This window comes from Kineosporia babensis (assembly GCF_021129305.1).
GTDB lineage: Bacteria > Actinomycetota > Actinomycetes > Actinomycetales > Kineosporiaceae > Kineosporia > Kineosporia babensis.
The window spans coordinates 490,342-510,970 of record NZ_JAJOMB010000003.1; the positions used below are offsets into that span (position 1 = coordinate 490,342).

General features: G+C 65.8%; 51 protein-coding genes. 3 read left to right on the top strand and 48 right to left on the bottom strand.

The annotated features are described in order from the left end of the window. Window positions 1-229: 229 nt before the first annotated feature. Window positions 230-478: a helix-turn-helix domain-containing protein gene (locus LR394_RS08175; protein WP_231440044.1), complete on the top strand. Its 249-nt coding sequence runs from the start codon at window positions 230-232 to the stop codon at window positions 476-478. On the opposite strand, the gene LR394_RS08180 is transcribed toward LR394_RS08175, so the two are convergent. Beyond that, window positions 464-712, bottom strand: coding sequence for a helix-turn-helix domain-containing protein (locus LR394_RS08180; protein ID WP_231440045.1), 249 nt, complete (start codon window positions 710-712; stop codon window positions 464-466). The genes LR394_RS08175 and LR394_RS08180 overlap by 15 nt on opposite strands. Window positions 713-1,033: 321 nt before the next feature. On the opposite strand from LR394_RS08180, the gene LR394_RS08185 reads away from it, so the two are divergent. Continuing rightward, window positions 1,034-1,336, top strand: a complete 303-nt coding sequence (locus LR394_RS08185; RefSeq protein ID WP_231440046.1) for a hypothetical protein — start codon at window positions 1,034-1,036, stop codon at window positions 1,334-1,336. Window positions 1,337-1,392: 56 nt separating this feature from the next. Here LR394_RS08185 and LR394_RS08190 read toward each other — a convergent pair whose 3' ends face one another. Genes LR394_RS08190 through LR394_RS08235 form a run of 10 tightly spaced genes read right to left on the bottom strand, consistent with a single transcriptional unit; the run spans window position 1,393 to window position 4,485 of the window. Next, window positions 1,393-1,599: a hypothetical protein gene (locus LR394_RS08190; RefSeq protein WP_231440047.1), complete on the bottom strand. Its 207-nt coding sequence runs from the start codon at window positions 1,597-1,599 to the stop codon at window positions 1,393-1,395. Further along, entirely contained in the window at window positions 1,596-1,748 is a 153-nt protein-coding gene (locus tag LR394_RS08195) for a hypothetical protein (protein ID WP_231440048.1), read from the bottom strand. Before LR394_RS08195 ends, LR394_RS08190 begins: the two co-directional genes overlap by 4 nt. Next, a complete protein-coding gene (locus LR394_RS08200) occupies window positions 1,745-2,095 on the bottom strand; it encodes a hypothetical protein (RefSeq protein ID WP_231440049.1) in 351 nt (116 codons plus the stop codon). Before LR394_RS08200 ends, LR394_RS08195 begins: the two co-directional genes overlap by 4 nt. Further along, window positions 2,092-2,373 (bottom strand): hypothetical protein, encoded by a 282-nt coding sequence (locus LR394_RS08205; RefSeq protein WP_231440050.1) that lies wholly within the window; start codon window positions 2,371-2,373, stop codon window positions 2,092-2,094. Before LR394_RS08205 ends, LR394_RS08200 begins: the two co-directional genes overlap by 4 nt. Continuing rightward, window positions 2,370-2,660 carry a hypothetical protein gene (locus LR394_RS08210; protein WP_231440051.1) on the bottom strand — a complete coding sequence of 97 codons (291 nt, stop codon included), beginning with the start codon at window positions 2,658-2,660 and terminating at the stop codon, window positions 2,370-2,372. The genes LR394_RS08205 and LR394_RS08210 overlap by 4 nt, the downstream gene beginning before the upstream one ends. Then, window positions 2,657-3,223, bottom strand: a complete 567-nt coding sequence (locus tag LR394_RS08215; protein ID WP_231440052.1) for a hypothetical protein — start codon at window positions 3,221-3,223, stop codon at window positions 2,657-2,659. The genes LR394_RS08210 and LR394_RS08215 overlap by 4 nt, the downstream gene beginning before the upstream one ends. A 10-nt stretch (window positions 3,224-3,233) precedes the next feature. Beyond that, on the bottom strand, window positions 3,234-3,449 hold the full coding sequence (locus LR394_RS08220) for a hypothetical protein (protein WP_231440053.1): 216 nt from the start codon (window positions 3,447-3,449) through the stop codon (window positions 3,234-3,236). Window positions 3,450-3,486: 37 nt separating this feature from the next. Continuing rightward, window positions 3,487-4,002, bottom strand: a complete 516-nt coding sequence (locus LR394_RS08225) for a hypothetical protein (protein ID WP_231440054.1) — start codon at window positions 4,000-4,002, stop codon at window positions 3,487-3,489. A gap of 25 nt (window positions 4,003-4,027) precedes the next feature. After that, window positions 4,028-4,288, bottom strand: coding sequence for a hypothetical protein (locus LR394_RS08230; protein WP_231440055.1), 261 nt, complete (start codon window positions 4,286-4,288; stop codon window positions 4,028-4,030). Window positions 4,289-4,326: 38 nt separating this feature from the next. Further along, complete coding sequence (locus LR394_RS08235) at window positions 4,327-4,485, bottom strand: hypothetical protein (protein ID WP_231440056.1); 159 nt, start codon at window positions 4,483-4,485, stop codon at window positions 4,327-4,329. A gap of 98 nt (window positions 4,486-4,583) precedes the next feature. On the opposite strand from LR394_RS08235, the gene LR394_RS08240 reads away from it, so the two are divergent. Continuing rightward, complete coding sequence (locus tag LR394_RS08240; protein WP_231440057.1) at window positions 4,584-4,817, top strand: hypothetical protein; 234 nt, start codon at window positions 4,584-4,586, stop codon at window positions 4,815-4,817. Between the two features lie 31 nt (window positions 4,818-4,848). Here the strand turns inward: LR394_RS08240 and LR394_RS08245 are convergent, their stop codons facing one another. The 37 genes from LR394_RS08245 to LR394_RS08420 all read right to left on the bottom strand — a co-directional run bounded on the left by LR394_RS08245 (window position 4,849) and on the right by LR394_RS08420 (window position 20,610). Continuing rightward, a complete protein-coding gene (locus LR394_RS08245) occupies window positions 4,849-5,142 on the bottom strand; it encodes a hypothetical protein (protein WP_231440058.1) in 294 nt (97 codons plus the stop codon). Continuing rightward, window positions 5,139-5,555, bottom strand: coding sequence for a hypothetical protein (locus tag LR394_RS08250; RefSeq protein WP_231440059.1), 417 nt, complete (start codon window positions 5,553-5,555; stop codon window positions 5,139-5,141). Before LR394_RS08250 ends, LR394_RS08245 begins: the two co-directional genes overlap by 4 nt. After that, a complete protein-coding gene (locus tag LR394_RS08255; RefSeq protein WP_231440060.1) occupies window positions 5,552-5,938 on the bottom strand; it encodes a hypothetical protein in 387 nt (128 codons plus the stop codon). Before LR394_RS08255 ends, LR394_RS08250 begins: the two co-directional genes overlap by 4 nt. After that, window positions 5,931-6,254: a hypothetical protein gene (locus tag LR394_RS08260; RefSeq protein WP_231440061.1), complete on the bottom strand. Its 324-nt coding sequence runs from the start codon at window positions 6,252-6,254 to the stop codon at window positions 5,931-5,933. The genes LR394_RS08255 and LR394_RS08260 overlap by 8 nt, the downstream gene beginning before the upstream one ends. Next, window positions 6,251-6,469 carry a hypothetical protein gene (locus tag LR394_RS08265; RefSeq protein WP_231440062.1) on the bottom strand — a complete coding sequence of 73 codons (219 nt, stop codon included), beginning with the start codon at window positions 6,467-6,469 and terminating at the stop codon, window positions 6,251-6,253. Before LR394_RS08265 ends, LR394_RS08260 begins: the two co-directional genes overlap by 4 nt. Further along, a complete protein-coding gene (locus tag LR394_RS08270) occupies window positions 6,466-6,654 on the bottom strand; it encodes a hypothetical protein (RefSeq protein ID WP_231440063.1) in 189 nt (62 codons plus the stop codon). Before LR394_RS08270 ends, LR394_RS08265 begins: the two co-directional genes overlap by 4 nt. A gap of 79 nt (window positions 6,655-6,733) precedes the next feature. Next, the gene (locus tag LR394_RS08275) at window positions 6,734-6,982 is read right to left on the bottom strand and encodes a hypothetical protein (RefSeq protein WP_231440064.1); all 249 of its coding nucleotides are present in this window, start codon (window positions 6,980-6,982) and stop codon (window positions 6,734-6,736) included. A gap of 2 nt (window positions 6,983-6,984) precedes the next feature. Then, window positions 6,985-8,271: an SPFH domain-containing protein gene (locus tag LR394_RS08280; RefSeq protein ID WP_231440065.1), complete on the bottom strand. Its 1,287-nt coding sequence runs from the start codon at window positions 8,269-8,271 to the stop codon at window positions 6,985-6,987. Beyond that, window positions 8,271-8,585 (bottom strand): hypothetical protein, encoded by a 315-nt coding sequence (locus LR394_RS08285; RefSeq protein ID WP_231440066.1) that lies wholly within the window; start codon window positions 8,583-8,585, stop codon window positions 8,271-8,273. The genes LR394_RS08280 and LR394_RS08285 overlap by 1 nt, the downstream gene beginning before the upstream one ends. Next, window positions 8,575-8,883, bottom strand: a complete 309-nt coding sequence (locus LR394_RS08290; protein WP_231440067.1) for a hypothetical protein — start codon at window positions 8,881-8,883, stop codon at window positions 8,575-8,577. The genes LR394_RS08285 and LR394_RS08290 overlap by 11 nt, the downstream gene beginning before the upstream one ends. After that, entirely contained in the window at window positions 8,880-9,242 is a 363-nt protein-coding gene (locus LR394_RS08295) for a hypothetical protein (RefSeq protein WP_231440068.1), read from the bottom strand. Before LR394_RS08295 ends, LR394_RS08290 begins: the two co-directional genes overlap by 4 nt. 112 nt (window positions 9,243-9,354) lie before the next feature. Then, window positions 9,355-9,561: a hypothetical protein gene (locus LR394_RS08300; RefSeq protein ID WP_231440069.1), complete on the bottom strand. Its 207-nt coding sequence runs from the start codon at window positions 9,559-9,561 to the stop codon at window positions 9,355-9,357. Beyond that, window positions 9,558-9,758: a hypothetical protein gene (locus tag LR394_RS08305; RefSeq protein WP_231440070.1), complete on the bottom strand. Its 201-nt coding sequence runs from the start codon at window positions 9,756-9,758 to the stop codon at window positions 9,558-9,560. The genes LR394_RS08300 and LR394_RS08305 overlap by 4 nt, the downstream gene beginning before the upstream one ends. A 376-nt stretch (window positions 9,759-10,134) precedes the next feature. Further along, window positions 10,135-10,491: a hypothetical protein gene (locus LR394_RS08310; protein ID WP_231440071.1), complete on the bottom strand. Its 357-nt coding sequence runs from the start codon at window positions 10,489-10,491 to the stop codon at window positions 10,135-10,137. Further along, entirely contained in the window at window positions 10,488-10,748 is a 261-nt protein-coding gene (locus LR394_RS08315; protein ID WP_231440072.1) for a hypothetical protein, read from the bottom strand. Before LR394_RS08315 ends, LR394_RS08310 begins: the two co-directional genes overlap by 4 nt. Continuing rightward, window positions 10,741-10,947, bottom strand: a complete 207-nt coding sequence (locus LR394_RS08320; protein ID WP_231440073.1) for a hypothetical protein — start codon at window positions 10,945-10,947, stop codon at window positions 10,741-10,743. The genes LR394_RS08315 and LR394_RS08320 overlap by 8 nt, the downstream gene beginning before the upstream one ends. After that, window positions 10,940-11,269, bottom strand: a complete 330-nt coding sequence (locus LR394_RS08325) for a hypothetical protein (RefSeq protein WP_231440074.1) — start codon at window positions 11,267-11,269, stop codon at window positions 10,940-10,942. Before LR394_RS08325 ends, LR394_RS08320 begins: the two co-directional genes overlap by 8 nt. After that, the gene (locus tag LR394_RS08330) at window positions 11,266-11,526 is read right to left on the bottom strand and encodes a hypothetical protein (RefSeq protein ID WP_231440075.1); all 261 of its coding nucleotides are present in this window, start codon (window positions 11,524-11,526) and stop codon (window positions 11,266-11,268) included. The genes LR394_RS08325 and LR394_RS08330 overlap by 4 nt, the downstream gene beginning before the upstream one ends. After that, window positions 11,523-12,056 (bottom strand): DUF7448 domain-containing protein, encoded by a 534-nt coding sequence (locus LR394_RS08335; protein ID WP_231440076.1) that lies wholly within the window; start codon window positions 12,054-12,056, stop codon window positions 11,523-11,525. Before LR394_RS08335 ends, LR394_RS08330 begins: the two co-directional genes overlap by 4 nt. Further along, window positions 12,056-12,331, bottom strand: coding sequence for a hypothetical protein (locus LR394_RS08340; RefSeq protein WP_231440077.1), 276 nt, complete (start codon window positions 12,329-12,331; stop codon window positions 12,056-12,058). The genes LR394_RS08335 and LR394_RS08340 overlap by 1 nt, the downstream gene beginning before the upstream one ends. A gap of 89 nt (window positions 12,332-12,420) precedes the next feature. Further along, window positions 12,421-12,906: a hypothetical protein gene (locus LR394_RS08345; RefSeq protein WP_231440078.1), complete on the bottom strand. Its 486-nt coding sequence runs from the start codon at window positions 12,904-12,906 to the stop codon at window positions 12,421-12,423. A gap of 16 nt (window positions 12,907-12,922) precedes the next feature. Then, a complete protein-coding gene (locus tag LR394_RS41350) occupies window positions 12,923-13,045 on the bottom strand; it encodes a hypothetical protein (RefSeq protein WP_269328786.1) in 123 nt (40 codons plus the stop codon). Next, window positions 13,042-13,497 (bottom strand): LexA family protein, encoded by a 456-nt coding sequence (locus tag LR394_RS42780; RefSeq protein WP_231440079.1) that lies wholly within the window; start codon window positions 13,495-13,497, stop codon window positions 13,042-13,044. The genes LR394_RS41350 and LR394_RS42780 overlap by 4 nt, the downstream gene beginning before the upstream one ends. Continuing rightward, entirely contained in the window at window positions 13,494-13,892 is a 399-nt protein-coding gene (locus tag LR394_RS08355) for a hypothetical protein (RefSeq protein ID WP_231440080.1), read from the bottom strand. Before LR394_RS08355 ends, LR394_RS42780 begins: the two co-directional genes overlap by 4 nt. Beyond that, complete coding sequence (locus LR394_RS08360; protein ID WP_231440081.1) at window positions 13,889-14,173, bottom strand: hypothetical protein; 285 nt, start codon at window positions 14,171-14,173, stop codon at window positions 13,889-13,891. Before LR394_RS08360 ends, LR394_RS08355 begins: the two co-directional genes overlap by 4 nt. After that, complete coding sequence (locus tag LR394_RS08365) at window positions 14,173-14,328, bottom strand: hypothetical protein (protein WP_231440082.1); 156 nt, start codon at window positions 14,326-14,328, stop codon at window positions 14,173-14,175. Before LR394_RS08365 ends, LR394_RS08360 begins: the two co-directional genes overlap by 1 nt. 234 nt (window positions 14,329-14,562) lie before the next feature. Next, the gene (locus LR394_RS08370; protein WP_231440083.1) at window positions 14,563-15,084 is read right to left on the bottom strand and encodes a hypothetical protein; all 522 of its coding nucleotides are present in this window, start codon (window positions 15,082-15,084) and stop codon (window positions 14,563-14,565) included. 145 nt (window positions 15,085-15,229) lie between these two features. Continuing rightward, on the bottom strand, window positions 15,230-15,583 hold the full coding sequence (locus tag LR394_RS08375; protein WP_231440084.1) for an SLOG family protein: 354 nt from the start codon (window positions 15,581-15,583) through the stop codon (window positions 15,230-15,232). Window positions 15,584-15,857: 274 nt separating this feature from the next. Beyond that, the gene (locus LR394_RS08380; RefSeq protein ID WP_231440085.1) at window positions 15,858-16,184 is read right to left on the bottom strand and encodes a hypothetical protein; all 327 of its coding nucleotides are present in this window, start codon (window positions 16,182-16,184) and stop codon (window positions 15,858-15,860) included. Continuing rightward, on the bottom strand, window positions 16,181-16,318 hold the full coding sequence (locus LR394_RS08385; RefSeq protein WP_231440086.1) for a hypothetical protein: 138 nt from the start codon (window positions 16,316-16,318) through the stop codon (window positions 16,181-16,183). Before LR394_RS08385 ends, LR394_RS08380 begins: the two co-directional genes overlap by 4 nt. An 86-nt stretch (window positions 16,319-16,404) precedes the next feature. Beyond that, a complete protein-coding gene (locus LR394_RS08390) occupies window positions 16,405-16,761 on the bottom strand; it encodes a hypothetical protein (protein ID WP_231440087.1) in 357 nt (118 codons plus the stop codon). Then, window positions 16,758-18,092 (bottom strand): replicative DNA helicase, encoded by a 1,335-nt coding sequence (locus LR394_RS08395; protein ID WP_231440088.1) that lies wholly within the window; start codon window positions 18,090-18,092, stop codon window positions 16,758-16,760. The genes LR394_RS08390 and LR394_RS08395 overlap by 4 nt, the downstream gene beginning before the upstream one ends. Beyond that, window positions 18,089-19,057, bottom strand: a complete 969-nt coding sequence (locus LR394_RS08400) for a hypothetical protein (RefSeq protein WP_231440089.1) — start codon at window positions 19,055-19,057, stop codon at window positions 18,089-18,091. The genes LR394_RS08395 and LR394_RS08400 overlap by 4 nt, the downstream gene beginning before the upstream one ends. Beyond that, entirely contained in the window at window positions 19,054-19,650 is a 597-nt protein-coding gene (locus tag LR394_RS08405; protein ID WP_231440090.1) for a GIY-YIG nuclease family protein, read from the bottom strand. Before LR394_RS08405 ends, LR394_RS08400 begins: the two co-directional genes overlap by 4 nt. Beyond that, window positions 19,650-19,892: an FDXHR family putative zinc-binding protein gene (locus LR394_RS08410; protein ID WP_231440091.1), complete on the bottom strand. Its 243-nt coding sequence runs from the start codon at window positions 19,890-19,892 to the stop codon at window positions 19,650-19,652. Before LR394_RS08410 ends, LR394_RS08405 begins: the two co-directional genes overlap by 1 nt. Next, window positions 19,889-20,386, bottom strand: coding sequence for a hypothetical protein (locus LR394_RS08415; RefSeq protein ID WP_231440092.1), 498 nt, complete (start codon window positions 20,384-20,386; stop codon window positions 19,889-19,891). Before LR394_RS08415 ends, LR394_RS08410 begins: the two co-directional genes overlap by 4 nt. Next, on the bottom strand, window positions 20,383-20,610 hold the full coding sequence (locus LR394_RS08420) for a nucleoside/nucleotide kinase family protein (RefSeq protein WP_231440093.1): 228 nt from the start codon (window positions 20,608-20,610) through the stop codon (window positions 20,383-20,385). The genes LR394_RS08415 and LR394_RS08420 overlap by 4 nt, the downstream gene beginning before the upstream one ends. Window positions 20,611-20,629: the final 19 nt, after the last annotated feature.

Sequence of the window (20,629 nt, forward strand, 5' to 3'; positions counted from 1 at the left end):
CCCGTCCTGCAGTAGCGGCACCTGTCCCCCTCGATTGGAGCTTCCCCGCCGCGCCCGCCGGCGTCGTGGCCGACGAGCGGGGCAGGGCTGGCCCGGGATCGTGCGTCCGGCCCAGCGGGTGCGACTCCGCAGAAGACCCGCTGGGCCGGATGGGTGGAATAATTCCACGCTGAGTGGGGCGAGCGCACTCTCTTGAGAGAAATTCACGTCTCGGTGCCAGCGTCGCACTGTGGGGTCATCGTTTCGGGCGGCATTCGGTCGTGGCATCAAGGTTGAGCGGACCGCGGCGGGCCTGACTCAGGCCGAGCTTGGCGCCCTGCTGAAGGTGTCGGATCGGACGATCTCGTCGTGGGAGACGGGCGACCGGACGTTTCCGTGGGATGTCCTGCCCGAACTGTGTGACGCCCTGGATTGTGCGCCGGCCGATCTGTTCGCGCGGGCGTCGGAGGAGGATCGGCGCAAGCTAAAGATGCCGTAGCCCGAAGCGGGAGCGGTCTTCTGGCTCCGCGCGGCGTAGGAGGTGGTCGATGGTGACGTCGAGGGCTTCGGCGATGCGCATGGCTTCGCGGAGGCTGACGGACCGTTTGGCTGTTTCGATGCGGGCGATGATGGATGGGGAGAGGCCTGTCGCTTGTGCGAGATCTTTTTGCTCCCAGCCGTGAGCTGCCCGCTCGGCGGCGATGGCTCGTGCGAAGACTTCTTCGACGGCCATGCTGTGAAGCTAGAGTTCGCCGCCTATGGGGGAACCCCCTAGTGGGCTCCTGGGCGCCACATGGCGCGGACTCCACGGAGAGTGGAGTTGCAAGTTCCCCCTTCCGTCGATCTCATCCGTACATCGGGCGATGTAAGTCTTTTTGGTGGATGCCCCGTACTGCCCGGTCGGACCTTTTCGACACCGGTAGACCAGTTTGCTTGTACCCGCAGGTCACCGGCCTAGAGGATGTCTCTCACCAGGCGAAACGGTGAGACACCGTACGCCAGGACGCAGGCGGGGAGCTGCGGACACCGGCCGATCGAGCGAGGGGGCGACCCGATGACCATCAGGACCGAGCACGCCAAATACTGCGCAGACCCTGACGCTCACGCCCTCATCGGCTCCCCCGACGACGGCAGCGGCCTCCCCGAAGACTGGTGCATCAGCGAAGTCATCGAGGACGGCGGGACCGCCCTGCAGCTCATCGACTCCCCTACCGGGCCTGCCGTCATGCAGATGGTCGGCCAGGTCCGAATGCCCGCCGCGTCCTGGACCGAGCTCGTACAGCGATCCCTCGAAGCTTTCACGCCGCACGTGCCGGCGCAGCGACGGTCCGCCGAGAATCCCGCACCGACCACCTGACAAAGTTCAGCCCCGGCTCACTCTGAGCCGGGGCTGCCTTGTACCTGCGTGTGCGCTCAGGTTCTCACCCCGCTGACGGTGATGGCGAAGACTTTGGCGCCGATGGCGACGTTGAAGGTCCAGTCGCCAGAGGATCCGTCGGCGTCGACCTCGGTGCAGTCGTACTGTCGCAGGTGTGAGCGGACGATGAGCGCCATGGCCTCGGCGGTCTGCGGCCCGTCTTCCTCTGCCCCGCCGTCGAACTCTTCCGGTGGCACGCTCATTCCGACATCCCCCGATCCACGAGTCGGTAGAACTCGCGGTACTCGCCTTCGCTGAGTTCTTCCCCGGCTTCATGCCAGATCGCTGCGCCTGCCAGCGGCCCCCGGATGCGTTCGGTCAGATACCGCTCAGCCCACTCGGCGGGGGTCACGACTCGCGCTCCGGGCACGAGGCCTCGTGTGCGAGACACTCCGCCGCTTCGGCTTTCAATGTGCGCAGCGGCTTCACGCTTCCTTGCCCGCAGTAGCGGCACTGCCACCAGGAGACGTCCCTGTTCCGGAAGTCGTCCATTTCCTCGCGCGTCAGCAGGGCCTCGACGGGCTCCGGGATCGTCGCCAGCGTGGCGTGTACCTGGGCGAGCGCGAGTTGACGATCGATCAGCGCGCCGAAGGCTTGAGCTGATGCTGCATCCAGTAGTTCACCGTCCAGCTTCTCGCCAGCCTCCGCGAGATCGGCCAGCAGTTCCTCGGCCTTCGCCTTGTGCTCGGCGGCGTTCACGCTGAAACCTCCTGGGGTTTCGGGAAGGGAAGTGCCGGCGCCTCCAGCTGGACGTGCTCGATCGGTCCGTAGAAGGCGCCAGTGCCTCGCGGGAAGTACTCGACCATGCAGAGTTCGTCGTCAGCTGCGATCGCTCCCAGCGCGGTGTTTCCGGGGTCGATGCCGTGTCGTTCGAGCCAGAGCATCCATGCTTCGAGGTCACGGCCCTGGGGCTGCTCGAAGAAGCAGGCCGACCGACGGCGGCCCTCGTAGGTGAACTCAGACCAGACCTCGCTCACTGCCCCGTCCTTTCCGCGTCCCCGATGTACGAGAGCGCCAGCCTGACGCCCTCGGCCTTGCCGTGGATCCGAGCTGCTTCACGGTCGATTCCGTGCTCCTTGCGCTCGACCGCCATCTGCTTCAGCTCGCGGTCGGCCTGTTCGCACCGTTCCCGCAGATCCTCGAGGATCGCGGCCCGGAGGTGCGGGAGGGCGGCCTCAAGGATCTCCTGGTACGTGGCGCGGCTGTGGCCCCACGAGGCTTGCTTTGCCGCTTCGACTGCGGCGTCCGGGATCTCGATGCTCATGCCTGCCTCCTCATCTGCTCGATCTTCCATTCCTGCTCTTCCCGGTCGTCGGGCGTCTCCGGCTTCTCGTCGTCCTCGTCTCGCTCCGGCAACTCCGGTGCGTCAGCCCACCCCATGACCCAGTTGAGGATGTGCGCGACATCTCCGTCCTCGTCGGCCGCCGTGAATTTGGCGGCAAGGATGGCGATCTCACGGCGCGTCGGAGCGTCGTGGTGGTAGCCGTTCGCGTCGCCGTACAGGATCCTGTGCGCGCCAGCCTTGTAGACGTCCTCGGATTCGCCGGCCAGGTCCTGCGCGAGCGTCGTGCCCCGGTACCACGTGACGTTCATGCGCCCGTTCCACGTGTCGGGATAGATACCGACCATGCTCGGGTCGTCGTCGGCTTGGGTGGCGTGCATGAAGTGCTCCGGGTCGTCCGGGTCGAAACACATGCGCTTCTCGAACTCGGCCGGGGTCAACGCTTCTCCCCCGAACATGACGCGGCCCTTGTTCTCGACGCGCCACACCAGCGGCGTCACGGTGGCCAGGTTGGCGGCATTCTCACGGTCAGCGGTGGTGGTCATCGGTCCTCACTCAGTCGTTGATGCTGATCGATGCGACCAGCAGGCTGTAGTGGTGCTCGGGTCGAACGTCGTCGTAGGCGCTCACGTCGGTGAAGGCGTTCACGGTGATCCGCTCGTGCTCGCTTGCGCCAGCTGCCTGAGCGCGGCGCACGAACTCGGCCAGCTCGCCAAGGGTTACACCGTTCGTGTCGTCGGACTTCATGGTGAGCTTCATGTCGAAAGCCATCGTCGTTTCCTCCTGTGCGGGCGGGGTTCCGGGGTGGTCAATGGGTGGCGGCCATGCTGGCCTGGTGCTGTTCTCCGGCAACGCGGGCTGCCTTGCGGTCGTTACGCTGGCCGTAGCCGTTACTACCGCAGTCGAGACAGCCCCATTTGATGTCGCGCTGACGAGCCGCGTTACGGGTCCGCCGAGACCATCCGGATGCGGCAATCCCGGGCGCGGCGATGTCGTACACGTACGTGCGGTGGGTGGCCGCCTTAAGGCGCCCATAGCCGCTCTCGGACACGAAGCCTCCGCCCGGGCAGTGCAGCACCCACAGGCGACGGCGAATGAGTGGGCTCACCCACATGCCCTTCTGAACCGTACGCAAGGGCCAGCCGAGAGCCTTCGCGGCCTCGGAAGCCTGAGCCTTCGTGTCCCAGCTCGCCAGCCCTTCCGAGCGGCGGTCGAACATGTAGCCGTCGTTCAGGTCCCAGCCGCGAGAGGAGACGAGATCCGACCAGAAGACGCGGACACCCGCCACGGAGGCGTGCGCCTCAACCTCGGTGGTCTCGCTCATCGTTCTCCCCCTCGCTTGGTGGCGGTCAGTCGGTGGACGTAATGCTCTTGACGATTTCGCCGTGACCGATGAGGGCGCTCCCCTCGGTGGTGTACCGGCGGGTGTACTGACTTGCCACGTCGCCGGTCACTGCGTGGAAGACCATGGTTTCGAACATGTCTCCATCGGTGGAAACGTCAACACCAAGCCAGACGGTGCTGATCTCGAGGTGACCCACCGCCTCGCCCGCAACCACGAAGTTGGGGCGCTGATGGTTGTACTTGCCGTCCAGGCTCTCAGTTCGCATTGCATTCCTCCTGCTCGGTTGGCTTGAGGTTCAGGCTGTCAGTCGGTGCCGATGATCTCGTAGCTTCCCTCGGGGAGTTCGTCGATCTGGGCGCTGGTCATGCTCTGGGGCGGGAAGTCGTCGCCCTCGATCAGGAGGCGGACTCGGTAGCTGGTGGCGCACCCGGGAGTGCAGTTGATGCAGTTACTCTCGCTCATGTCAGTACCTCACTAGGTTGCGCCACCAGGTTGCGGCTACAAGAGAACCGTAGCGCCCCGCCTGCCGATGCGCAACCAGGTTGCGCTACTCTGTTCTCATGACGCCCGACGAGACACTCAGCGCCCTAGCCGCCCGAGCCAAGTCCAAGCAACGCCACGACCAGAAAAGCGGCGAGGACGCCGATGCCATGCGCGAACTAGTCATCGCTGGACTCAAGCAAGGCATCGGACCCACCGAGCTCGTCCGCGCTTCAGGCTGGTCACCCACCTACGTGCGCCGCATTGCACGTGAGGCGGGCATCCCAGCAGCGGCCAAGGGCGTTCAACCCTAGGCACCTATCCGTGAACGCCAGCCCGCCCCGTTCAACCCTGCGGGCTATCCGCGCGTGCTGCCTCGACCGCTTCAACGACCTCGGCGATCTGCCGGTACGTCAGCGTGTAGATCGACATGTAACCGTCAGCGCCTGGGCGAACGTGATGGCAGGTATCCCCCGCCATCTCCTCGGCGGTGCGTGGGATCTGCTCGGGGACTTCGTACTCCTCGTCGCGGTCCCATGCTGCACGCTCGGCCTTACGATCCCATGCCGGGTTCCGCTTGGTCTGCGGTGAGTATCGGCGAGCCAGTTCGGCGACCACCGCGTCGGATAGGGCGCTCACTCTGCCTCCTTCAGGGGGCCCCAGCGACGGACCAGTTCAGCCCACGACAGGTAGACCTTCCCGCCATCCTTGTAACCCTTGTACTCGCCGCTGTCGGTCTTGCCCCAGTGCGGCGAGCACCCGTCGCACCCGTCCGTTTCGTCGACCAAGCCAGTGACGCCCTCGGGTTCCGGGTCGCCGATGTCCCAGGCGCCTGGCTGGCGAGGCGCTACAGGGATGCCGAGCACATCCAGCACCGCCCGCGCCGCCTTCTCCCGCCGCAACCGGTCCAGCCGCTCGCGGGTCTCGGTCAACGACAACCCGTCGGGCGTCCGGTAGATCTCCCGCTCATCCGCCGGCCAGTCCGCGACCACCTCGGAAACCCGGACGGGCGGGAGGACGTCGGCGATACGGGCGACCAGGTCGTCAGTCACTTTGTCTCCTCGGGCCGTGGTTTCGGGTTCCCCATGCCCACCTCACGCTCCGGGCCGCACGCATCGAACAGCGGCCAGATCAACTCGGGGTAGTACGGGTAGCAGGCGCCCTGGGGCCGGAGCTTGCGCACCCGGGCTGAGTACAGGTCGCCGAGGTGGTCTGCGTACTTGTCGCCGTTCGCCGCGAGGTCGGCCCGCGCCTGGGCCAGCATGGGCAGGTTAGCTTCGGTGATCTCCTCGGCATCCGCGCACCCCCACGCGAACACGTCGTTGCATAGGAAATACAGCTTGAGGGCACCCTCACTGTGACGCCAGAAGACCGAGTCTGCAGGCTCCCCAGCGGTCAGGCGCAGAGCCTCAAGGATCCAAGCCTCGTCAGTCACGCTTCAGCCCCCTCGCCTTTCGCTCCCACTCGGCCCACGTCTCCACGCCGCCCGGTGACCGCTCGCCGTACGTGTGCAGGTGCCAGGCCTCGTCGACCAGGGCCAGGGCTGCGTCCCGCTGGGCTCGAGCATCGGCGAGCTTTCGGTCAGCGGTCCCGCCGTGCTCGCCGTCGTATCCACCGGACGTGATCGTCGGGTCGAACCCGTGGCGCTCACAAACCTCGTGAATGAAGTCGGCGATCTCGGTCTCGATCGGGTGCTCGCGGTCCGTGTGCCCCAGGATCAGGATGTCGAAAATACGGCCGATGTCGCTCACTTCGCCTCCAAAGCTTTCTCTGCGATCGCCGCCCAGTGCTCCCATTCGCAGCCGGACCCGTAAGTTGGCAAGCCCTGGTCCCGGATCCTGACCAGCGCGGCCCGATACCGGTCACGCTCGGCGGCCAGCCTGGCAAGACCGGAGTTGCCCAGAGCGACGTCCAGGCCGTCCGTGGGCGCACCTAGCGCCACGTCGAGGCCATCGGGCCCGGTCACCGAAGCTCCAGACTCTCCCCGACCCAGGTCGAGTGCAGGAAGTCCCACTCGCTGCGGTCCTCCGGGGCGACGGCGTGGAACCCGTCCTGCTGGCCGGTGAAGGCGTTGACCTCGTCGTGGTTAGTCCCGGTGTAACGGATGGCCTGGATCTCGACAGGCTGCTTGCGGTACGTAACGGCACTCATGGCTTGCCTTTCGCTGGCTTCGGATGGAGGGATGGGGTGCTGTCCGGGCGGCCAGAGGGGGCGCCCGGACAGCGGTGGACTACTTCGGGTCGTGCAGGTCGTCGAGGCTGCCTTCGAGGCGCGCCCGGTGGCGCCTCAGGTCCTCGCGAGTGTTCGTGACGTTCTCGACGGCCCACTCATGCTGTAGGTCCTCGATCTGCTCGCGACGCGCGGCACGCCTGGCGAGACGAGCCCGCCGACGATCCAGGGCGGGCGAAACGACCAGCCAGAACAGCACACCCCCCACGACCAGAGCGACGACGACGATCAGCGGAAGTGCACGCCACATGACTACTTACCCGCCGCCGTACCAGCGACCACGGGCGGCGGGAACGGATTCATGCCCTTGTCGATCGCATACTTCCGGATCCAGTCGTCCCCGGCAGCCTTCTTCTCGGCGGCCAGCGCAGCGGCCTTCGCCTCGGCAACAGCGATCTGAGCCTCCGCCGCGAGCTTGTCAGCCTCGGCCTGCTTCTGCTGCGACTGAGCCTTCGACACCGCCGTCTGCTCCGCGCTGACAGCGTCCTTCAGTTCCGGGTTGACCGGGTCGGGCTTCCCGATCAGGACCCGGAAACCGGTGAAGAAATGCTGCCCCTCAGGCGCCCCGGTCTGCTGGTCGACGAACGTCTGAATGTCCTTCGTCAGCTGTGTTTCGACGGCTGTCTTCGTGGTCGGGTCGTTCCACAGCTTGCGCCACTCGTAACCCTGGGCGATCCGGTCGTACGACGTGTCGAGGGGCGTACCGATGGCGAAGTTCAGCAGGCTCGTCCAACCCTCCGGCGTGCCGTCCGGGCGGGCATCGCCTTCCATGTCGGGACCCCAGTACGCCTTGTACCGGTTCCCGAGGCGCTCGTGGAACGCCTGGAGGATGCCGCCGGCGTACGTTTTCTCGCCGATCTTGGTTTCGCTGCAGCCGGTGTTCAGCGTGAACGTCACGGTCGCCGGAGCAAACAGCTCCACGTTGTCCTTGGATACGACAGTGAAGGCCTTCGCGTCAGCCGACCCTTCGCCTTCCAGTGTTGTCGTGAACGAGCGCTGGCTGGTCGGGTACACGTAGTGCTTGTCGCCAGCGCCGTCGGTCTGCCGGATGCCGGAGGCGACGCAGTCCTTGAACTTCTTGCTGGAGAAGCTGCCGCCCTCGTAGTGCAGCGCGACCTGGTCGGACTCCGTCGAAACGGGGGAGCATGCCGTGAGTCCGAGGACTGCGACAGCTGCCACGGTGGTGGCGATGATGGCGCGTCTTCCGCGCATGATTGTGCCTTTCGTTGATGTGATGGCCGCCGTCCGTGGCTGCTGTAGACGCTTCCCGCGCCCAAGGTGTTGCCCCGCCGCCGCTTCTCCACGGCGACGGGAGTCAGTCGGTCTGCCCGTACATGAGGTCGAAGGCGCCCTCGCTGCAGTCCCCGATGACCTGCGCGAGGACTCGGGCGACCTTGTGCGGGTCGAGTCGGCCGGCGACATGCTCTCTGCGTAGGCTGTCTTCCCGTCGGCCTTATACCTTGCAATCTCTACCTTCTCAGCGTCACGGCGACGTTCCAGCCATACTCGATGCTGCGCGATGATCTCGCCCGCGTCCATCACTTCCTCCCGGTGATCTCGTCGAACTTCGCCAGACAAGCGCTGGTCACGTCACGGTCGCGCGCCCAGTTGACCGCAGCCTCTCCCTGGGCGCCCTGCTGGACTTCCGCGAGCTCGTCGAGCATCTCCACCAGCCACGCCCGGTACTGTTCGAGCTGGGATGCCCGGGTATCACGCTCGGCAGTCAGGCGCTCGCTCTCGGCCTTCTGCGCGAGATAGGCGGCCATTAAGCCGTGCCTCTCGCAGTCGATGTCCTGCGCGCCGATATCGGTCTCGCAGATGCACTCGCCTGATGTTTCGACGTCAGCGGGCATCGCCCGTCTCCTCGCCTGTGCGTGCAGCATCGAGGAATGCTTCCGTCATATCGGCGACCATCAGAGGATCCAGGATCGCGTCGGCGACCCAGACGGCATCCTCGGCCCAGATCGCTTCACCGTCCGGTTCGGCACGAACCGGTCCATGGGAGGTGCATTCCAAGAGCACGACCCGACGCGCATCCACAGCCACGGACACCGTGTAAGACTTCAGACGACCCAGCACCAGACCGTCGCGGGCAATCCACTGGCCGATGTCGTTGACGGTCAGATCGCCAGCCTTCTTTCGTGTGATCAAAACTCCTCCCATCCTTCGATCACGGTCTTCTCGGTGCCGCCACGCTTATTGACGAGCAGGGTCCTCTCGTCGACGATCTCGACGACTGTCTCCGGGAACGCTTCGGTGAAGGTGGCAGCCTGCTCCGCTGCCGTCTGCCACTCGTTCGACGTGTAGCTGTTGCTCCGGGTGCGCCAGAAGAACCGGGCCTCGTCACATGCGGGCGGCGTCCACCCGATAGCCACGGCAGCGTTCAGGGTGCCAAGGGTGGTCTCACGCACGAAGTCCTTGCCGACGTCCGGTAGTGCATCCCAGTGGCCTCGCCCCATCTCCTGCACCAGCACGGCATCCACGTCGGCCTGGTCCAGCGGGCGGGTCACGATGCGACCTTCCGGTTCCAGCGGATCACGAGAGTTGGCAGCGGGCATACGTAGTGGTGCGTGTCGCCTCGGTAGTAGCCGATCCACCAGTCGTTGGTGTCGATGTAGACCTTCACAGTGCTGCCTCCGTCCAACTGGCTGGCATTGCAACCTTCTCGAGGTTGCTGACGGTGCACCATCCGGTCGTGTGCACGCGGCGGTGCTGGTTGCAGTAGACGAGGCGGCCGAGCACGGTGTCGTCGTCCTCGTTCGGATTGCTGGACCCAGCCGCGATGAGTTCGGCGGCGCGAGCCTCGTAGTCGATGCCGTTGATGATCACGACTTCAACGCCCAGAAGACAAGCCCACCGACGATCAGGATCAGGAACGCGAGGCCCCATGAGATCCAGATCGGCGAAAGCACCCACCACCACGACCACGCGATCACGTCCGTCAGCTTCAAGACCACGAACGCGACCGTCAGCAGGCCGACGAACCCGATCCCGCCGCTGGACGTGCTAGTCCTCGCGTCGCTCATCCGTCCCACCCCATCCCCTCGTACGCCAGGTCGGCGCCGTCATCGTCGTAGTCGCTGTCGTCCCAGTCCTCGTCGAAGTCGTCGAGGTAGTCCGGTGCAGTCTGGGTCATGACACTCCCCTAATCTCAGGGCAGGTCCGGCACGGTTCGCCGCATCCGCCGCATCCACAGTCCTGACCGCAGTACCCGCACTGACCGGTGGCTTTGAACCAGTCGGCATCAGTGCCCCACACGCCGATCTCCCACAGTTCGTCGCCGTCCATCTGCTCACCCACGCCGCGCCCTCCGATCCAGCCAGCCCGCGACCACCAGCAGCACGACAGCCACCGGGAACAGAGCGATGTCACGGGCCAGGGACGCAAGCCGGCGGACGCGGGTCACGACGCCTTCACCCCCAGCTCCTGCGCGAGCTCGTACATCTCGTCGATGCTTGCCTCGGTGATATCCCCGAAAGCCATATCCTGAATGAACCCTGGATCGGTCACGATCGGCCCGACCAGCTCCGCGAACCGTTCCAGCTTCGCCAGCCGTCCGTAGGCGGACGGGAACGGCTGCCCGATCCACGTCCCACCACCACCCGATGGGCGAGCCAACTTCACGAAGCGGCCCTCCACGGTGACCGTCGCGTCAGGGTTCGCCGACCGGATGATCTCGGCCGCCTCCTTCGCGGTCATCTCCCAGCCATCACGCGGGTGAGCACCCGGAAGGCCCGTCCACGTCAAGATCTCGCTCACTGCTCTCCCCCGTCGTCGAGAACTTCAAGCTTGTGAGTGGTCCACTTCCGGTCCGGCAGGAGCAGGCTGTCCCAGCCCATCTCGTCGGGTTCCAGTTCGATGCCGAAGTCGACGACCGTTCCGCCGTCCCAGTTCGTGGCACCGGTTGCAACGCCGTACATCCCGGCGGCAGCCTTCACGTCGGGGACGTCCAGCGCCCGAACTCTCGTGCCCGGCGCCAGAGGGGCGTCACCAGCGCGCCAGATGCGGTCACTCATCGTCGTCCTCGCACTCGTGCTCGATGCCCCCATTGCCGTTGTCGGAGCCGACCTCGATCTCGCTGCCGTCCGAAGTGATCTCGACGGCCTGGCCGCACTCGTCGCACGTGTCGATCGCGTTGTCTGTCGCCGAGTAGGCGGGAGACCGCAGGCTGCGCAGGCGGTCCAGCGAGGCGTCGATCTCGTTCTGGTCAGCCACGATCCTTCTCCTCCGCCTCGGCAATGCGGCGGTGACACTCTTCGGCTGTGATCTGCTCCGAACCGAACAGGTCGCTCCGGTCGACCAAACCTGCGGCGAGAGCGTTGAATCGAACCATGTCGTCCTGGTCGACAGCGACCACATGGTTGATCGCCCAGTCGACCGCCTCGGACCAGTTCGCATCCTCGCGCTCGGTCTCACGGAGAACACCCGCCATCGACCTCAGCGCACAGTCGTAGCCGTGGTCCCACAGCGGCGTGCTCGCGTCCCGATCCGAACGCTTCAACTGCTCCTCGATCCACTGCATCAGGCGGACGCTCACGACGACCGCACCTCCTGCGCGTCCACCACGCCGGCGTCCACGTGCTGGCGGGTCACGGCCTCGATCGCGCTGTCGGGGATCTCGATGTCGATGAAACCGTGCGAGATGTAGTCGTTCCCGTACCGCTGCTTGAAGTCCTCAACCTGCTCCAGCAGGTACGCCGGATTGTTCTCCTGCGTGATCTCGTCAGCGATCGCATGCGGGCAGAAGTACGGGTCGCCGTCGCTGGCCTTCACGACTAGGATGCGGGCCCTCACGACTGCACCTCGCCAGACTCCAGGGCGAGCGATCCGCTACCGACCGACTTGGAAGCCAGCTCCCCGGCGATCGTGCTCCCCTGAAGGAACTTCTCGACATCCAAGACGTCACGAACCAGAAGTCGCTGACTCGCCTGCGGCCCACCCTCTGCCTTCTCCATCGAGCCGCCGTAGTAGCCGTTCGACGAGTTCCGGAACGAGAACACCGACGACACCGGCCCGAACTGCTGGTGATCCGTCGTCAACCGGTAGCCGTACACCTTGATGTCCTCGTAGCTGTCGACGTTCTTGACGTGGTAGCCAGGATCGCCGGGGCCGAGCTCGACCGCCTCGAACGCTGTCACCGGACCGTTGGTCAGCAGGTGGTAGACGCCATGGAAGTCGAAGAAGTAGCTGTGCGAGCAGCAGTCACCATCGACCCAGTACGAGACGAAGCCCCGGTCCGTGTTGAACGTCAGACGGTCCTCGCTGATCCAGATCTCACCGATGGTGGCGCCGATCAGTGCCTGGTAGTTCTCGGGGTCGTACATCAGGCCACCTCGTACCCGGCGCCTGCGAGGGCGCGCTCGTGGTCGATCGCCCCGCGGAAGCTGCCGTCCAGTTCGGTGAAGTCGACAATCTTGCCGCTCTCGTCTGCCGGGAAGATGTACGTCTCGTCGCCCGAGAAGGGCACGTTTACGCCGCTCACGATCACGTAGCGGCGCTTCGAGCCAGCCGCCTCAATGGGCGGGTCCAGGCGGTAAAGCTTCTTCACCTGACCCGGATTCGGGCCGTTGAACGTCTTCATGTGCCGTGCGGTCTTCATGTCGTTCCCCGTTCTCTTGTCTTCGAATCCGTCTAGAACCACCCCCCCCCCCGCCGCCCGGAGATCGGCCGGGCGGCGAGAGACCGGCGCTAGCTGAGGTTCCCCATCCCCGAAAGCTTGCTGTTGCCTGAAAGAACGTGGTCGCCGCCGAGCCGGGCCATCCCGGACACGGATGCGTTGCCGCGGACCTGAGCCCGTCCCGACACGTGCGCCTGACCAGAAACCCGACCGTTGTCCGCGATCACGACGGACCCGGAGACGTGAGCCTGGCCGGATACCTTCGCGTTCCCTTCGAGGCGGACATTGCCCGTCACGTGAGCCTGACCCGACACCGAGGCATCCGGGCCGACGTACACGCTCGCATCGACGTGTGCCTGAGCGCCGACCTTGCCGCCGCCCTTCTCGTGCACCTTCGACTCGCCACCGCCGACGGTGATCGACGTCCCGCCACCGGACATCGAGATCGACCCAAAGTTGTTCCCGGTGACGATCATTCCGCTCCCGGAGTTGATGACGATGTTCTCGGCGTCACCGTCGATCTCGATGCGCTTACCGTTGATCCAAACCTCACCCACTGGATTCCCCGTTCTCTCAGTGGCCCTCAAGCCACGGCCACTTGACGTTGAAGATGGGCAGGCTGGCTGCCTTGCAGCCAACCGCGTACACGCCGAAAACGACGACACCGAACAAGAGCAGGCCAATCAGCTCGGTCACTTCGGGACCCTCACGTGATCCTCAGCCGACCGAGGCGCAGGAAGCCGCAGGCGCTCCGTCGACCACGGCTCACCCTCCGGAACCTCCAACGCCCCAACGCTCGCCAGGGCTCTCAACGACGAGTTCACCGTGCCTGCCCCAAAGCCAGACAGGCGAGCAATTGCCGTCGGCCCCGGCATCGAACCGTGCTCAGTGTGATAGGCGCGGATCACATCCAGGACAGCCCGCTGACGAGGCGGCAGCGGAGGACCATCCATGCGATTACCCATCGACACGAAATCCTCGACAGCCGCCTGCTTCTCAGCATCCGTCAGCGCTTCACCATCGACGACGCCGGGACCGTCTTCCGGCAGGGCTTCCATCAGCCGCCAGTAGTACGTCCGCTTCCCGTACTTCATGGCGGCGACAGTGTCGTCGTCATGCCGCACGAGGTAGCGGTCTCCGAGGCTCACTGCTCGACCCCCGTCGCGATCAGACGGTCCAGGATCTGACGCACGTCCAGGCCGTCGGCGTGGGCTCGCAGGACGATCCCGAGGAGACGATGCTGCACGACCGTCAGGGGCGCGTCAGCCCACCGGTCCAGGACTACCTTCACGGCCCGGTGGCGGTCAGCCTGCTCGGGAAGACGCGCCAGCCACAGGGACTTTTCCCCGCTCGGTGTGGCCGCCTCCACGGTGAAAGCGTCGATGACCCGCGCGGTACGGCGCACATGCTTCCATCCGGCGATGGTCGAGGCGGCCTGCTCGGCGTCCATCACGGTCCCGCCCGGGGTTCCTTCGCCGAGGGGCATCGTCCCGTCTTCGGGGTACCACTCCAGGCCGGGCAGGCCAGCCAGTGTTTCGGTCACCACACGCTCGCTTTCGGGTCGCACCAGCGGCAGACGCCGCGGGTCTGAATGGCCTGCTGCACTCCGAGGAACCGGGTGCAGCAGGTGCCGGACACGTACTGGTGCCCGTAGGACAGGTGGGCGTCCTGCCGGACCCGGCCGACGATCTCGCCGTCGTGGACGATGTCGAGGTGCGTGCCGCGCTTGATGTGGACGCTGGCCGGGAGCTGCAGGGTGTCGGTCAGGTACTGGTCGTCGGCGTCGTCGAGGCTGGTCCAGCGGCGCAGGGTGGTTGCGGTCATCAGAACGGCACCTCGGTCGGCTGGTTGGCGGGGGTGACGGGGATGTTCCAGGCGCTCATTTCGGCGAGGTCGCGGGCGTCGGGGACGTCGACGTCGATGAAGTCGCGTTCCGGGTCGTATGCCGCTGCCTGCTCGGCTTTTTCCCACCAGGTCATCAGTAGCCCCCGTGCTGTGCGCAGTTGTCGCCGTCGTAGTCGACGGGCTGGTTGCAGGGTTCGGTAGCGCGTCCGTTGACGAGGAGGAAGCTCGCGCAGGTTGGCTGGTCCACTTATCTGCCCCCAGAGTTCGTTTTGTTTGAACAACATGAACGCTAGAGGAGGGGGGCGCAGATGTCTAGCGGAACGCATCAGTCTGTCTGAAGCAATCGGACATGAGTCGAACGGACTACCTCACCGCCGCCGCCTCTGCTGCACCGGAAGCGAATACACCGACCCCCGCTGCGGGATCCGAGTCGCCGGCATCACCGGAGGACGCGCCTCCAAGGCCACCGTCCGACGGTGCACCACCGACGGCTCCACCACGTCCAGGAGGCCACCCAGCGGGTCCGAAGCGGTGAAGTCACGGACGTCCGCCCCCATCAGCAGCGGATGCTCAGCCTCCACGGGCACCGCCAGGTGCACGGCATTTGCGAGCCGTTCGACTAAGCCAGCCCACTCGAACGGCGGAACGATCGTCGACTCTTGGGTGTAGCCGACCTCAATCCAGCCCGTCTGCCCCCAGTCCAAGCTGCGCGCAGGCTTCTCCGGCGCGCGCCATGAAGCACCCTCGCGCCATGGGCTACTGACGTCCCCGTCCAGGGCGTCCCGTACGCCCGCCATCGCCTCAGTGAAGTACTGCTGGCAGAGTTCCTCGGACGTCGCCTCATGGTCCGCGAGAACCGCGTCCAGAGCCTCCAGGATGTCGCTCGTCACGCCCCCTGCTTCCGTCGATAGTCAGCCGGGCAATGCACGCAGCACACGCCCCTCTTCGCCCCACGCCCCGGCAGGTCGCACTTCGTCACCGCGCACTCGTGCGGGCCGGCATGCCACGGCGACACCAGACGCGCCCAGATCCGGTTCATGAAGCATCGCCAAGGTTCAGGACCCGCAGCCCCGCAGCCTCTGCCACAGCCATGCACCCACGAGTTCCCGTCGACGGCCCCAACGGGAACGCCAACACCAGATCAGCGCCGAGCTCGACCATCTGCCGGTTCCGCATCGGGCCCGCGGCCTTCCCATGCACCCGCCACAACGCCGGATGCCGCTCCACATCGCGACCGTTCCCGATCGCCCACCAGTCGGCGATCGCATCAGCGCCCGTCGGACACGCACCATGGACGATCACGTCGCCCCGCCGCGAGTACGTCACCAGCGCCCGGTGCACGGCGTCCTCATCGGACCAATACCGGGAGCCCGTCACGAGAATCCGCATCACGGCCCCTCCCTCTTGAACAGGCCATCCGTCGACATTCGCGGCCGAACCTTCGGCGGGTCATGACGGTGACGCCAAGCCGAAACAGCCCGCACCGGATGCAACACCGCCCAGCAGAACGCCACCAGCCACAACGGCATCCACCGCGGCCACCCCCAGCGAATCCACCGCTCGGTCACATCCCGCGACCACCTCACGGGACGCCAACGGCCCAACCAGTAGCCGACAACCAGCCCCCACAGCAGCAGGGTCAGAACAGCCACATCGCCATCACTCACTGCGCACCCCCAACCGCAAGCCTCGGCAACCGCGCCGACACCCGATCCCGCAGCCGGCTGAGCCAGCCCTCCGGCAAGTGGCGGGACAGCATCCACAGGTCAGCCACCAGGACCGCCACCCACACCGCACTCGGCGCCAGGTAGGCCTTCGACAAGTGGCTCATCGCCAGATACGCAATCCCACTGGCGCGGAACACATGCCACTTCCAGCCGAACGGATGGGTCAGCCCGTGACGGCACCGGTGATGCTGCGCTTCCACGTACGCCTGAAAACCGATACCCGCAGCAGGGATCAACCACAAGAGATGAGCCCAGAACATCACCGGATCACCGCCCGCATCCCCGCGACCAAGGCCGCCACCGACAGCACCGCCAGCAAACCAAGCCAGCCAGCAGTGACAATCAGCAGCAGCGCAAAGCCCACCGCGAAACCCGCCATCAGAGCCGGAACCGACACCACGCCATCCGGACGAACAGCGGCACGACGACCACGCCGGCGTACTGGCGCAGGATGACGCGGGCGACGGGCTGTTATCGGGGCGGTCAAGACGCCACCGCCCAGCACCGCTTCACCGCGGCATACGTGAACTCGTTCAAGTCCGTGCCGACGGCCCACGGCTTCTCCGCTACGTGAAAGTGGAACTCGAGCAAGCCCGGGACATCCCGGAGACGCTCGATATCCCACGCATAGCCCTGGCCCTCGCCCTCTGCGAAGCACGCGACATGAGCTGCCCGCCAGCGCGCCTCATCGGCCGCCGCAAAGATCGCAGCCAAGGTCCGCTCACCCCAGTTCCTAGGTGTCGACGCCTTGTGGATCTTCCACGTCTGGCAGTAGACGACGCCCTCACGGTCCGCGATCTCAAAACGACAGCGGTGGCAACGCCACTTGAGTGGGCTCACTTGTCATCACCGCCGAACGAGACGACGCGGGAACGATGCGGCGCCCATGCCATCGACACCGTCCCCGTCCGGCCGTGGCGGTTCTTCTCGATAATGAACTCGATCTCGCCTGGGCTCTCCTTGTCGTCGCGGTGCAGGAGGACGATTTCGTCGGCGTCGGCTTCGATCGACCCGGACTCGCGGAGGTCGGACATCATGGGCCTCTTGTCGCTCCGGGCGGTGGACGCACGGTTCACCTGAGCCAGGGCAATGATCGGAACCTTCAGTTCCTTCGCCAACAGCTTCAGGCCGCGGGACACCGAAGCCACCTGCTCCTGTCGAGGCGCTTTCGAATCGGCCGGCTTCACGAGCTGCAGGTAGTCCAGGACGATCAGCCCCAGCTTGTGATCGCGACGGGCAACGTCACGCGCCCGGGAGCGGATCTCGTTGATCGTCATGTTGCCCTTGTCGATGACGACCAGCGGCCAGTGCGACGACCGCTTGTAGGCTTTGGCGACCTTGGTCCAGTCGTTCTCGTTCAGGCAGCGGCGCGTCAGCTTCTCGAGGTCGACGTCTGCGATATCCGCGACGACCCGGTCCGTGAGCTCTTCCTTCGACATTTCCAGCGAGGGGAAGAACGTGCCCACGCCGCCCTTCGCGGTCGTGTGGGCGATGACGCTCGCGACCACTGACTTACCGACCGCCGGGCGGGCACCGATGATCAGGAGGTGGCCCGGGCGGAGGCCGCCGGAGAGCATGTCGTCCAGGTCGCGGAGGCCTGTCGGGAGGATGCCCTCCTCCTTCGACTCCCATCGGTCCATGGCGGCCAGGAACAAGTCGCCGAAGGTGGATAGCTCGCTGCGACTGCGATCGTCCCCAGCCGCGTCCAGTTCGGCGCGGACCTGCTCGACCGCCTCGTCGACGCGCTCAATCGAGCAAGTGGCGGCAATGTTCAGGCCGGCAAGGCACGCCTTGTGCAGCTTCCGGAGACGCGCCTTCTGACGGATGGTCCGGGCGTACCAGTCGGCATTCGCTGCCGTGACGCAGGCTCGCATGAGCCCTGCAATCTCGGGGACCGGGAATCCGCGGATGGGATTGTCGGTGAGCCCGCGGGCGACGGCCGCCAACTCAACAGGCTCTCCGCGCCCGTACATGGCCTGCAGACGGCCGAACAGGTCCTCGTGGGTGGGTCGGTAGAAGTCGCTGCCTTTCAGGCCCTCCAGGGCGTCCAGGCTTCGGCCGCCCGTGTGGAGGATCGCTCCTAGGACGTAGCGCTCGGCGTCGTTGTCGAACAGAGCGGCATCTGATCCCTCCCCACCGAAGTCGAGGTCGGGATCCATGAGCTCGGTCATGCGGACTTCCTTTCGGCTAGGACCTCTGCGGCGCGGCGACGGCGCTCGGCGAAATGGTCCGCGGATGTCTTCTTGGCCCACTCGGTGTAGGCGCGGGTGCCCGCCTGAACGCCATCGGGCGGGGCTGGGAGCTGCCAGTTGTCGCGTCCAAGGACCACGTCCGGATCAGCTGGGTCTGTGGACTGACGCTGGCTCGGGATTGCGGCGCCTCCCCAGTCCAGGGACTTCTCCAGCCACAAGTCGAACGCCTTGTGCCAGTCGCGCTGCCGGCGATCCTTGGCCTCAGCGTGGAGCCGGAACTGGCGGGCTTCTCGATCGACGTCAAGGCCAAGGCTGGCGGCGACAGCCTTGTGGCGGGCGATCGGTTTCCAGGATTCGGGGAGAGGCCGTTCCGGGGAACGGCGCCTAGAAGAAGACTTTGTCTTCTTCTTATCTTCCTCTTCCTTTGGCATGTCTTTGCCATCCGTTTGCCATGCGCCGTCGGTAGCACCCGCCATGGCAAATGCCATCTGCTTCGGATCTCCCATGCCATCGCTCGGCGGAGGCTCAGCGAGGCCAGAAGTGGCCCTTGACCAGCGGCTTGCCGCTCCCGCAGCACCGGCTCGGCGCCGCTTCTCACGCAACGCTTCGGCGTCGGCCTTGGCTCTCTGGTGCTCCAGGTAGTCATGGCTGACGTACATCCGCTCACCCGGCTGAGGACACTTCGGGCAACCATGCCCATGCGCATGCCATAGCCCCACCGATAGCAAGTGCTTCTCGATTTGCTTATCGACACCTGCGATCCGACGCACCGCCAACGGCGCGAACTCGCCGTCCGTGAGGTTCTGCCCGCAGTAGATCCAGGCGCATACCGCAAGCCACCCGGCCAGCGGGATGACATCTTCCTCTAGCTGCATCAGCTTCGGGTGGTTGGGGAAGTCCACGCTGACACTGATGAACTCCCGGCGATCCTTCCGCTGGCTCATCGCACAGCCTCGGCGAAAGCCTTCTTCAGTGCGGCAAGGGACCTGTCTCGCGCACTCAGTGGGGCGTTCGGGTAGAGGAAGTGTCGGCGCCAGTCGTTCCCGGTGTGCGGGTGGTCAACTACCTGCCGCACGCACATCTCGAAAATGATCTCCCCGGCGGCCTTGTGCAGGCGCTCCCGAAGACGCACGAGTTCCTCGCGCTGCTCGATCTCCACCACCTTCGGGAAGTACTGACCGGGGATGCCCGGGAGGCTTGGTGGACGGCCAACGACGACGTCCGCGTAGTACGCCTCCTGCTCGACCATGGCCAGATATGCACGGCGAACCTTGTCAGCTCGACCGTTCTTCACGGTGTTGAAGGGCGGCGTGTGCCGGCGAATGAGTTCACCCTCACGGTCGTGAGCCTGGCTCCGCGTGGAGAACCGCTCCACCTGCTTATCGGCGATGTACTGCCGGAAGGGCGAGCTCGCCACATGCTCTGCCTCACGACGACCTTCATTGCTGGTCATGCCGACGTAGAGCAGACGGTTCAAGCTGTCGTAGTAGCGGTAGACGCAGTGCTTCAGGTCAATCTCGGCCTCTGTGGCGGTCATCAGTCACCACCCTCGGCGTCGCCCCAGTACCCGCCCGGCATCCCCCAGAGGACGCCCCACGACTTCTCCCGGGCAACGAGGCCGACCTCAGCCGGCGGCAGGCAGACGACTCGCCCGCCTCGGATCCGCTGGTGCTTGTCGAATGCCGAGTTGACCATCGTTGCGTGACAGCCGGAGCAGTGGGCGCGGGTCAGTCCGGTCCAGGACTTGCCGCACGCGCCGTGGTAGATGAGCTGACTCATGCCTCGCCAACCTTCGCCCGCAGCGCCTCAAGCTCACGCTCGACTTCCTGGCGCTTCTCGTGCGGGGTCTTGCCGTACATCCGCTGGACGGTGACAACCATGCGTTCGCCGTCGGGGCGGGTCCGGTCGGTGCAGGTGAACTCGACGTAGTTCTCGGCGCCCTCGATACCCAGTAGCCCCGCCCCGAGCCGCGCAAGCTCGATCGATAGCTCTTCGGGCGTCTCGAGCTTCAGGCTGACACCGTCGGCGTCGCGCTCGAATCCGAGGACGTCGGTGTCGCCTTCTTCTGCCTGCTGTCGTCCGGCGAGTAGGGCGGCCTTGCTGACTCGCTTGGGCTTGCGGGAGTCGGCCGGGATGACGAGGTTCAGGTGCCCCGGCTCGCCGTTGGGGTCGATGCCGCCGTCGGGCCAGTAGAGAGCGCAGGCATGCAGCAAGGACTGCACGATGTCCATCGGGAGCGGTGTGCGGATGGACAGCTTGACGTCGCCGCTCATGACGCCACCGCCATGTCCTGCTCGGCGTCGATGGCACGGCGGGCGCGGCGGACGGTGGTGACGTCGCATTCGACGCGGGCGGCGATGGCTGCGTTCGACTGGGTGCCATCGAGGAGGAGGCGCCGGATGATTTCGCGGCGGTCTGCGGGGTAGAGGTAGACGCGGCGTCCGGCGAAGAAGTCTTCGACGATGCGGACGCTGTAGTCGACCTCGGTGAGTTTCACCCCCCGCCTGCGGGCATCG

Coding starts and splice junctions, on each gene's coding strand:
- LR394_RS08335 (WP_231440076.1), bottom strand. CDS start 12,056: ATGTACGACCCCGAGAACTACCAGGCACTGATCGGCGCCACCATCGGT.
- LR394_RS08240 (WP_231440057.1), top strand. CDS start 4,584: ATGACGCCCGACGAGACACTCAGCGCCCTAGCCGCCCGAGCCAAGTCC.
- LR394_RS08410 (WP_231440091.1), bottom strand. CDS start 19,892: ATGAGTCAGCTCATCTACCACGGCGCGTGCGGCAAGTCCTGGACCGGA.
- LR394_RS08180 (WP_231440045.1), bottom strand. CDS start 712: ATGGCCGTCGAAGAAGTCTTCGCACGAGCCATCGCCGCCGAGCGGGCA.
- LR394_RS08395 (WP_231440088.1), bottom strand. CDS start 18,092: ATGACCGAGCTCATGGATCCCGACCTCGACTTCGGTGGGGAGGGATCA.
- LR394_RS08400 (WP_231440089.1), bottom strand. CDS start 19,057: ATGAGCCAGCGGAAGGATCGCCGGGAGTTCATCAGTGTCAGCGTGGAC.
- LR394_RS08340 (WP_231440077.1), bottom strand. CDS start 12,331: ATGAAGACCGCACGGCACATGAAGACGTTCAACGGCCCGAATCCGGGT.
- LR394_RS08270 (WP_231440063.1), bottom strand. CDS start 6,654: ATGAGTGCCGTTACGTACCGCAAGCAGCCTGTCGAGATCCAGGCCATC.
- LR394_RS08285 (WP_231440066.1), bottom strand. CDS start 8,585: ATGCCCGCTGACGTCGAAACATCAGGCGAGTGCATCTGCGAGACCGAT.
- LR394_RS08365 (WP_231440082.1), bottom strand. CDS start 14,328: ATGACCTGGTGGGAAAAAGCCGAGCAGGCAGCGGCATACGACCCGGAA.
- LR394_RS08215 (WP_231440052.1), bottom strand. CDS start 3,223: ATGACCACCACCGCTGACCGTGAGAATGCCGCCAACCTGGCCACCGTG.
- LR394_RS08230 (WP_231440055.1), bottom strand. CDS start 4,288: ATGCGAACTGAGAGCCTGGACGGCAAGTACAACCATCAGCGCCCCAAC.
- LR394_RS08185 (WP_231440046.1), top strand. CDS start 1,034: ATGACCATCAGGACCGAGCACGCCAAATACTGCGCAGACCCTGACGCT.
- LR394_RS08360 (WP_231440081.1), bottom strand. CDS start 14,173: ATGACCGCAACCACCCTGCGCCGCTGGACCAGCCTCGACGACGCCGAC.
- LR394_RS08305 (WP_231440070.1), bottom strand. CDS start 9,758: ATGAGCGACGCGAGGACTAGCACGTCCAGCGGCGGGATCGGGTTCGTC.
- LR394_RS08280 (WP_231440065.1), bottom strand. CDS start 8,271: ATGGACGCGGGCGAGATCATCGCGCAGCATCGAGTATGGCTGGAACGT.
- LR394_RS08315 (WP_231440072.1), bottom strand. CDS start 10,748: ATGAGTGACCGCATCTGGCGCGCTGGTGACGCCCCTCTGGCGCCGGGC.
- LR394_RS08375 (WP_231440084.1), bottom strand. CDS start 15,583: ATGCGGATTCTCGTGACGGGCTCCCGGTATTGGTCCGATGAGGACGCC.
- LR394_RS08210 (WP_231440051.1), bottom strand. CDS start 2,660: ATGAGCATCGAGATCCCGGACGCCGCAGTCGAAGCGGCAAAGCAAGCC.
- LR394_RS08190 (WP_231440047.1), bottom strand. CDS start 1,599: ATGAGCGTGCCACCGGAAGAGTTCGACGGCGGGGCAGAGGAAGACGGG.
- LR394_RS08275 (WP_231440064.1), bottom strand. CDS start 6,982: ATGTGGCGTGCACTTCCGCTGATCGTCGTCGTCGCTCTGGTCGTGGGG.
- LR394_RS08405 (WP_231440090.1), bottom strand. CDS start 19,650: ATGACCGCCACAGAGGCCGAGATTGACCTGAAGCACTGCGTCTACCGC.
- LR394_RS08235 (WP_231440056.1), bottom strand. CDS start 4,485: ATGAGCGAGAGTAACTGCATCAACTGCACTCCCGGGTGCGCCACCAGC.
- LR394_RS08225 (WP_231440054.1), bottom strand. CDS start 4,002: ATGAGCGAGACCACCGAGGTTGAGGCGCACGCCTCCGTGGCGGGTGTC.
- LR394_RS08220 (WP_231440053.1), bottom strand. CDS start 3,449: ATGGCTTTCGACATGAAGCTCACCATGAAGTCCGACGACACGAACGGT.
- LR394_RS08415 (WP_231440092.1), bottom strand. CDS start 20,386: ATGAGCGGCGACGTCAAGCTGTCCATCCGCACACCGCTCCCGATGGAC.